7 protein-coding genes are annotated in these 8144 nt (G+C 59.9%); 4 read left to right on the top strand and 3 right to left on the bottom strand.

Annotated features, from left to right (window positions below; genetic code table 11):
- From AC1DX0_RS26810 to AC1DX0_RS26800, 3 genes are all read left to right on the top strand, one after another.
- The coding region (locus AC1DX0_RS26810; protein ID WP_477357441.1) for an ABC transporter permease at positions 1 to 841 on the top strand (841 nt) is incomplete at its 5' end.
- A gap of 8 nt (positions 842 to 849) precedes the next feature.
- Complete coding sequence (locus AC1DX0_RS26805; protein ID WP_477219787.1) at positions 850 to 1590, top strand: ABC transporter ATP-binding protein; 741 nt, start codon at positions 850 to 852, stop codon at positions 1588 to 1590.
- A 188-nt stretch (positions 1591 to 1778) separates the two neighbouring features.
- Positions 1779 to 2564, top strand: a complete 786-nt coding sequence (locus AC1DX0_RS26800; protein WP_477219591.1) for a hypothetical protein — start codon at positions 1779 to 1781, stop codon at positions 2562 to 2564.
- Between the two features lie 35 nt (positions 2565 to 2599).
- Here AC1DX0_RS26800 and AC1DX0_RS26795 read toward each other — a convergent pair whose 3' ends face one another.
- Entirely contained in the window at positions 2600 to 4246 is a 1647-nt protein-coding gene (locus AC1DX0_RS26795; RefSeq protein ID WP_477219590.1) for a glycosyltransferase family 4 protein, read from the bottom strand.
- Positions 4247 to 4315: 69 nt separating this feature from the next.
- Positions 4316 to 5086: a Stf0 family sulfotransferase gene (locus AC1DX0_RS26790; protein WP_477219589.1), complete on the bottom strand. Its 771-nt coding sequence runs from the start codon at positions 5084 to 5086 to the stop codon at positions 4316 to 4318.
- A 183-nt stretch (positions 5087 to 5269) separates the two neighbouring features.
- Between AC1DX0_RS26790 and AC1DX0_RS26785 the strand changes: the two genes are divergently transcribed.
- A complete protein-coding gene (locus tag AC1DX0_RS26785) occupies positions 5270 to 6988 on the top strand; it encodes an FkbM family methyltransferase (RefSeq protein ID WP_477357439.1) in 1719 nt (572 codons plus the stop codon).
- A 122-nt stretch (positions 6989 to 7110) separates the two neighbouring features.
- On the opposite strand, the gene AC1DX0_RS26780 is transcribed toward AC1DX0_RS26785, so the two are convergent.
- The coding region (locus tag AC1DX0_RS26780) for a glycosyltransferase (RefSeq protein WP_477357437.1) at positions 7111 to 8144 on the bottom strand (1034 nt) is incomplete at its 5' end.

Below are 8144 nucleotides of genomic sequence, written 5' to 3'. Positions count from 1 at the left end.
GGCAGAACACACGATCGGGATATCTCGACATATGCTGCCGACTGAGACAGGCGTCCTCGCAGAGGCTTTCGCCGACATAAGAGCCTCGCTGAAGAAACACCACCTGGCGACAACTTTCAGCTGGCAGGACGTGGCCCAGCGATATCGGCGTTCACGGGTCGGAGCGTTTTGGCTGACCATCAATATGGGCGTCCTGATCAGCGCGCTTGGGCTCGTCTTCGGCACGCTCTTCCGTGCGCCGATGCAGGAGTTTCTGCCCTACATCTGCGTCAGCTTGATCTTCTGGGGGTACATTTCGTCGTCGATCAACGAGGGGTGCACCACCTTTATCGGTGCCGAAGGCATCATCCTTCAGGTGCGCATGCCATTGTTCACGCACGTACTGCGCACGCTCTACCGCAACGCCATCATTCTCGGCCACAACATCCTCATCTATCCTCTCGTTCTCCTGGTCTTCTGGCGCGTGCCGACATGGCACGTTTTCCTGGCGCTGCCGGGCTTTGTCATCTTGTCGCTCAATTTGCTCTGGATCATGGTGATCCTGGGTGTCTTATGCGCCCGCTATCGCGACATGACGCAGGTCATGCAGAATCTCCTGCAGGTCATCATGTACCTGACCCCGGTGATGTGGATGGCACGAACGCTGCCCGGGGGCATTTCGCGGCTGTTGCTGGATCTCAATCCCTTCTACCACCTCATCAGCGTCGTGCGCGACCCGCTGCTGGGCGAGCTTGCGTCCGCGACGAGCTGGATGGCGTGCATCGTGTTTGCGATCATTGGCTGGACGGTCGCCCTGTTGCTGTTCGGCCGTTATCGTCATCGCATCCCCTATTGGCTATGATCCCTGCTATGACCTCAATCATACTGACCGGTGTCTCGGTCGAATTTCCGGTCTTCAACGCGGCAAGCCGCTCTCTCAAGAACAGGGTGCTGAGCGTCGCCACAGGAGGTGCGATCGACCGTCGGGTTGATGGTCATGTCATCGTGCGCGGACTGGAGGATGTGAGCTTTTCTGTGAACGAGGGGGACCGGATCGGCCTCGTCGGCCACAATGGTTCCGGCAAGACGACACTGCTGCGCGTGCTGTCGGGCATCTACAAGCCGACGAGCGGATCGGCGGTGATCGACGGCGAATGCGTATCCCTTATCAACATCTCTCTGGGTATCGACCCGGAAGCAACGGGCCGCGAAAACATCAGGCTGCGGGCAGCGATGATGGGCATGCGGCCGATCGAATTGCGCGAGCAGTTCGATGGGATTGCCGAGTTCACCGGACTGGGTGATTTTCTTGACATGCCGTTCCGGACCTACTCGTCGGGCATGCAGCTTCGCCTGGCTTTCTCGACATCCACGGCGATCCGGCCGGAAATACTCGTCATGGACGAATGGCTTTCGACCGGGGACGAGGACTTCAAGCAAAAGGCCGACAGGCGGCTGCGCGAGATTGTGGAGACGACCAAGATACTTGTGCTTGCCAGCCACTCACGCGAGCTGCTGCAAAAGAATTGCAACCGCATCCTGTGGATGGAACATGGTCGAGTGCGGATGGACGGTCCCCCCAATGAGGTTCTGCCAGCTTATTTCGGTTGATAGTTTTTCGAATGGAGGTAGAACGATCTCGGTTGAGATCGACAATAGCAATCAATAGTCATGCGGTCGCTGGAACTCGTACGATTCGAATGAAATGTACGGAGAAATAATGGAGATCCAGGCAATGCCCGCACGGGATGCATTCACCGTTGCCGCCGCCTCGAGCCTACCGCCGGAACCGGCGTCTCATGGCTAGCAGCGAGCAAGGCTGGTGGCGCAGCAGGAAGGCTGCATTGATCGTTGCTCATCCGGGGCATGAATTGCGGGTCCATCATTGGATGGAGACCAGCAAGCCTCTGGTCCTGGTGCTGACAGACGGCTCGGGGCATCTCGATGCCGGCCGGCTCGACCGCACGGCCGAAGTGCTGGCCGGCGCCGGCGCGCGTCCAGCGGCAACGTTCTTCGGCAGGATGGCGGACCGCGATCTCTACCGGGCCATTCTGGCCGGCGAAGTGGAGACGTTCAGGGTGCTCGTTGACGAAATAGCCGAGATCCTCGCCGATGAGGCGATCGACTATGTCGCTGCCGACGCGGTCGAGGGGTTCAATCCGGGGCATGACGTCTGTCGGCTGCTCGTCAACGCAGCGCTGGCGCGGCTGCGCGACCGAAATGGCCGCGATCTGCCCAATCTCGAATTTCCGCTCGAGGCGGTTGTACTGCGGCGCCAAACCGCCACACGGGAGGGAATAGAGCTTCATCTCGACGCCGGCGCCTTCGAGCGCAAGCTCAGGGCCGTCGACAATTATCCGGAATTGACCGAGGAGGCCGACCGTCTGCGCGCTGCGCATGGTCTTACGAGCTTCAGCGTGGAACACCTCACCCCGGTCGACTACCACCTGGACATTTCAGAATGTTCCGAGCAGCCGCCGGCCTATGAGCGTTGGGGCACGGAGCGAGTGAAAAGCGGCTACTACAAGACGGTGCTTCGCTTCAAGGAACACGTCGAGCCGCTAGCCAGGCGACTGGCGATCTGAATCCCGAACGAGCGTCCTGGCCGAAGGTCAGGACCTCATTCGCCAAGTTCGATCAGGCATAGCCCCAATCCAAGCCGCCGCCGATCGTCTGACAGCCCCACCTCCAGCGGACTTGCCGGGTTCTCAATCCGCAGACCAACGGAGAGACTGCGGGCCAGTGCAGCGTCGGGCGGCAACGCCACCTGCCAGTCTTGCTGAAGGAAAAGCGGTACGCCGGGAGTGGTCGACCCAAACACCCGTCGTTCAATCGAGATTCCGTTGATGAAGAGCTCAGCGGACACTTCCGGATGGTTCTCATGAAGAAAAGCCACCAAACCCAGTCTTAACCAGGTCGGCGCAGCCGTGGAGGACATTTTGAATTCGACTGTCGCCAGGTCGCCGTCAGTCCAGACTCCCCAATGTTCAACCGCGGAGAATCCCGTCAGGCGCACAAATCTTTGGGGATCGTCGGCCTTGGCGAACGATAACACCTTGCTCGCCTCGACCGGTTGCAGCGCACCCTGTTCCGGCCCGGCTTGTTCCGGTTCGGCTTGCGCCAGCTCGGCCTGCGCCAGCTTGGCCTGTTCCAACGCGGCCTGCGTCATCATCTCGGCCTGCTCCAACTCGGCCCGCATGCGAGCCAGCTGCGCCAGCAGATCCTCACGCTCCGTCATCCACGGCCATATCGGCCCGGGCTTCGGCAGCCAGGTCTGCATGTGACGCGCCAGCGACAGGTTCAATTCGTCCTTGTCCGCAGGCGCGGCGCGGTGTTGGCTCAGTGCTTCGCGATAGAGCGACAGGCAAGTGTTCAGCCACTTTGACATGCCTGCCTCTTGGCGGGTTCTGCTCGAGATTTCCGCCGCATCGACGGCATCGTAGCGGTCGATCTCGGCTGCGACCGCCTCGGTCGACAGGCGCTGTTGCAGCACCCGCAGTCCGAAGTTGCGCCGCCGCCATCCATCCCAAGTGTCGGAACGAGCCATTCCGGCAAGGCCGCGGCCGTCGCAGACGATGACTGCGCGTCCGCATGCCATGGCTTCAAGGGCGCTTAGCGCAGACGCGAACACGAGGTCATATTGCGGCAGCAGGGTTTCGGGTTCGCTCGCGATGCTGCCGATGGAGGCTCCTATCACATCGAGCTCAATGCCGCGCTCCGCGCAGGCGGCGCGCACCGCGTGCAAATGCTGCGTGTTCTTGGCAAAAGCCAGGGCTCGGCGTGGACGCTCCGGCAGCGGCGGCCCGGGGACGAAACGGTCGGTGTCGACAGCATTGAGCAGCGTGACGATACGGTCTGCCGGAATGCCGGCTTCGAACTGCAGCCGCTCGGCAACCGTGTCGTCGACGGCAACGTATTTGCGGATGTTGGCGAGAAGCGGCGGGGCGCTGTGCCAGGCGACGAAATCGTGTGCGAAGTAAACGGCCGGGGCATTCGGAAAGCGCGCCGTGGCGATCGCAGTAACCTGGGTGTGATTGCCGTGGATGATGTCAATGTCTGCGGCGATGGTCGAGATGTCGTCGGTGACAGGTATGCCGCGAGCCTGAATCTCTTCCGCGATCGGTCCCAGCCCGGGCGCATAGACGATCGGCCTGTGCCCGGCGCGCATGAGGGCGAAGGCGACTTCCCGGGTGACGATCTCGGTTCCCGAGCGGCCTGTCAGATAAATGTTGGCGATCAGGACCGTCAGCGGCTGTTCGAAGGTCATGGATCTGCAGGCTCCCTACGACGAACTGTCCGCTCAGGCAGTCCACGGCGCACGGCGCCACGACCAACTCTATAACTTATCAACGCTATTCGGATCGCCGAATTCCTCGACAAAGCGCTTACGCCAGCTTTCGGTGATTTCGTCACGCTGCACAATGACGCCGACCTGACGCGAATCGATGTGCACAGGATGCAGGTCGAAGAGCCCGGCTACCCTATCGATTGCCTGCTGCGGAGCATCAACGATCTCCTCGTAGACGAAGTGAAGCGCTGCTATCTCGTTTCTGGCGAAATACATTTCCCACCGGGCATATTCGGTCGCGATCGCGCGAAGACGGCCCAAAATTGCCTCACCATCAAATTCCGCTTCACCCGTCGACGTTTGCCCATGCCGATACTGGCCGGTCTGCAAAGCCCGCGCCCAGGACATCGCCTGGCCCAGCATATCGCGCCTGCGCAGGAATATGAATCGCAGGTTCGGAAGCATCGAGGTCCATTGGGTTTGGCCTTCGATCCAGTCGTACTGATGCGCGAAGATCTTCAGCCCGTAGATCCCGTTGGACGTGGCGCCCATGGTCAGGATTCTGTCGATCTGCATGCCCCTGTCGTCGGGGTAGTCCGGATCGTCGAAATAGCGTCGTCCCGGGCCGTTGAAATATTCCAGCGGACGGCCGAGTTGGCCGGTACTGGAAAGCAGTTGTGACAGGAAATTGCTGCCCGACCGTGGCGCCGTGCAGATCGCGAAACCGCGCAAGAGAGGACGATCCTGATCCATCGGCAGGTTTTTAGCCGATGTCCCGTTTTCAGCAAACAGTTCGACAATTTTCGGACACGGCAGCATGCGACCAGCAAAGCGCAGCCGACCGCAGGTGTGCTGATGGACGGTCCAACAAAGAGGGGCTGCAGACCTGCCTCGGTTGCGAGTTTCCCGCTGATGTCAAACGGCTTCAGCTAAGTTAGAAAACAACGGGGCTGCGGGGCCCAATGGAGCTTTTTCGATTCGAATGAAATGCACGGAAAAACCATGGGCGCCGACGCAACCCCGCCGGCAGCGCCCGCAATGATCAGCTACGCGCAAAATTGTGAAGACGTTCTGCTCGAGCGCGTTTTCAAGGACGCCGCGACAGGTTTCTATATCGACATCGGCGCCTATCACCCGACCATAGGATCCGTCACCAAAACTTTCTACGATCGCGGATGGTCCGGCATAAACGTCGAACCGGGAGCGGTTTTCGACGAGTTGGCGCGGGAGCGATCGCGTGACACGAATGTAAAGGCCGTGGTCACGGATCAGGACGGTGAAGTCGGTTTCTTCCAGAATCGATCCGATCCCGGCATGTCCAAAGTGGCCGAAGAGCCGGTCACGGCGGACGGCGAAGGGGAGATGCTTCGAGTTCGGGCTGTGACGCTCGACGGTCTCGTCGCCCAGCATGCCATTGGACAAGAGATCAACTTTCTCAAGATCGATGCGGAAGGGTCGGAAGCTGCAATCATTGGAGCGACAGACTGGAGCTTGATTCGACCGCTGGTTCTGGTGATCGAAGCAACTGCGCCGTGGTCGAACGAGCTCGTCAATCAGAGTTGGGAGCCAGTTCTGCTCGCGAGCGGGTTCTTGCGTGCGTACTTCGACGGCATCAATGTCTTTTATGTGAGGGCCGAGAGCAAAGAGCTGCTCCGCCACTTCCATGTGCCGGTAAACGTTCTCGATGGCCATGTTACATTCGAACAATGGCATTCGAGCGTAGCCGTGGAACAACTGACGGCCGAACGCAGTGAGATCATTGCGCAGCGAGATCAATTTTCCGCGGAATGCGAAGCCCAACRCCAAGAGAGCGCGGAAATTCAAAAACGATCGGTTGAGCTCACGGCGGCAATCGAGCAGGTGAAGGCAGAAAGCCAGCGTCTGACAGTCCACGCAGCGGCTCTGACCAAACGCCTTGCGCGGGAACAAAAGCAGGCGGAGGCCGAACGCAAGCGCCTGACAGCCCAAGCGGCGGCCCTGTCTGCGCAACTGGAGCAAGAACAGCGGCAGGCCGGAGCCGAGGGCATACGCCTGACGACCCACGCGGCAGCTCTGTCCAAGCAACTGGAGCAAGAACGCGAGCGGGCGGAGGAGGACGGCAGGCGTCAGGCGGCCGATATTGCAGCCCTGTCCGGACAGCTGGAGCAGGAGCGTCATTCACGTGCTTCGGCGACCTCGCTTGCCGCACGTTACGATCGCCTCGTCCTTGAACTTCGTGATGAGGCGGCGCCGCGTGCCTTGGGGAGCGTTCTGCCATTGGCGAGGCTTTTACGCCGGTTTCATCATGCTGTCGGTCGTGATAATGCGATTGATGTCACTCCTATGGAGAGTTCCATGGTTTCACAGGCTAGTTCTGAGCCGCCCTCCAGCCCTGCTCCAGGTCGCCTGCGCTCAACCGTGAAGAAGGGCGCTCTCGCCGTCTACAAGGCTCTTTTCAGGCCTTTCGTGCGTCCAGTGATGTGGCGGACCAGAACATTTCTGTTGCGACCCGTCCAGGAACACCTCGATCGCTCATATGAGCTTGCGAGGAGCTTGGAAAATCATGCACGCTCGGATGACATCCAGGCGCTGCGACAGGAGCAGGCCCAGCTCGCGAGGAGCCTGGAAAATCATGCACGCTCGGATGACATCCAGGCATTGCGACAAGAGCAGGCTCAACTCGTGAGGAGCTTGGAAGCGCTAGCTCTGACGATAGCGTCAAACCCGCCGCGAGGCCGTTAGAGCAATTTCAGCAAAAGCGTGAAACGGCTTTCTCGGGAAAAGTGGACAGCGCTTTCCCTGGGGAGTTGCGTCAAAACAAGGACTTGGAGCGATTCGCTGTTTCCGTGAAGCGGTGAACTGCTCTAGCCTGCGCCGTGCAGCCACGATGCAAGTTTGTGCACAAACCCGTCCCAAGTCGGTATTCGCAGTCTCGTCACCTCACCCCAAAGCCTTTCCGCGAACGGATCGTCAAGCAGTTGATGCACCGCGCTGGCAATCGCGGTGGGGCTTATCTCGTCGAGGATGACACGGCCGCCTGGTGGCAGCACGTCGAGGCTGGGCAGGTTTGCGGATGCAATGACCGGAATGCCGCTTGCCAGGCTTTCATAGGGCGGAATGCCAAAGCCCTCCAGTGAACTGACGAACAGGGTTGCTCGCGTTTTTTCCAGGGTTTGCCTGATCGCATCATCGCTTGCATGCCCCAGATATCTGAAGCGCGGTTCGGCCTTGAGGCGTTCCAGGATCACAGGCTCGCGCGTCGATCGGCTTTCTATCCGACCAATGACGGTCAATTCGACGTCGATATCTTGCTGCCAAAGCAGCTCAAAGGCCTCGAGAATATCGGCAACGTTTTTCCTGGGCTCGATTGTCCCGACATATGTGAACATTCGCTTTTGGGCGTCGAACGTTTGCCGGGACATCGCTACGCCATCGCCGCCCAGCGGGATCGCGGGACCTGCGCGACCAACCTTTCGTATGACGCGATGCACGTACTCGCGGCGGGTCTGTTCACTGATAAACGCAGCGCGCGGTATTTCGCGAAGCGCGCGCAGATAGTGCATCAGTCGCCCTGTCGTGCGCGGCTCCCAGTCCTGCGGATGAAGATAGGGCAGGAAATCGTATACCAGCCAACTGACCGAGGCGGTGTCCTCATGGCACAGAGCCCGGTATGCTTCGGCACGTTGCGGATCGAAAAACACCTCGGGGTTGTGCAGTCCGGCTTTCAGATCGGTCGTGGAAATCGAGGTGCCCTTTTGGAGATGTGGCAGAAGTCGTTCTGTTTCGTCCTCGACCGAGTGCTCGCTGTCACTGGTGAGTATTTCCACCACCGCGTCCGGGAGCGCGCAAAAACCCAATTTCTCCGAGTCGAACCGACACGGGACGAGCGGCCGCGGAC

The sequence above is a fragment of the Mesorhizobium sp. P3_A9 genome, from assembly GCF_056402975.1.
The sequence above is the reverse complement of the archived record's forward strand: the minus strand, read 5'-3'. Positions and strand labels throughout refer to the sequence as shown.

What these genes read in the sequence shown, in the direction of transcription:
- AC1DX0_RS26805 (WP_477219787.1), top strand. Translation starts at nt 850, where the DNA reads ATGACCTCAATCATACTGACCGGTGTCTCGGTCGAATTTCCGGTCTTC.
- AC1DX0_RS26800 (WP_477219591.1), top strand. Translation starts at nt 1,779, where the DNA reads ATGGCTAGCAGCGAGCAAGGCTGGTGGCGCAGCAGGAAGGCTGCATTG.
- AC1DX0_RS26795 (WP_477219590.1), bottom strand. Translation starts at nt 4,246, where the DNA reads ATGACCTTCGAACAGCCGCTGACGGTCCTGATCGCCAACATTTATCTG.
- AC1DX0_RS26790 (WP_477219589.1), bottom strand. Translation starts at nt 5,086, where the DNA reads ATGCTGCCGTGTCCGAAAATTGTCGAACTGTTTGCTGAAAACGGGACA.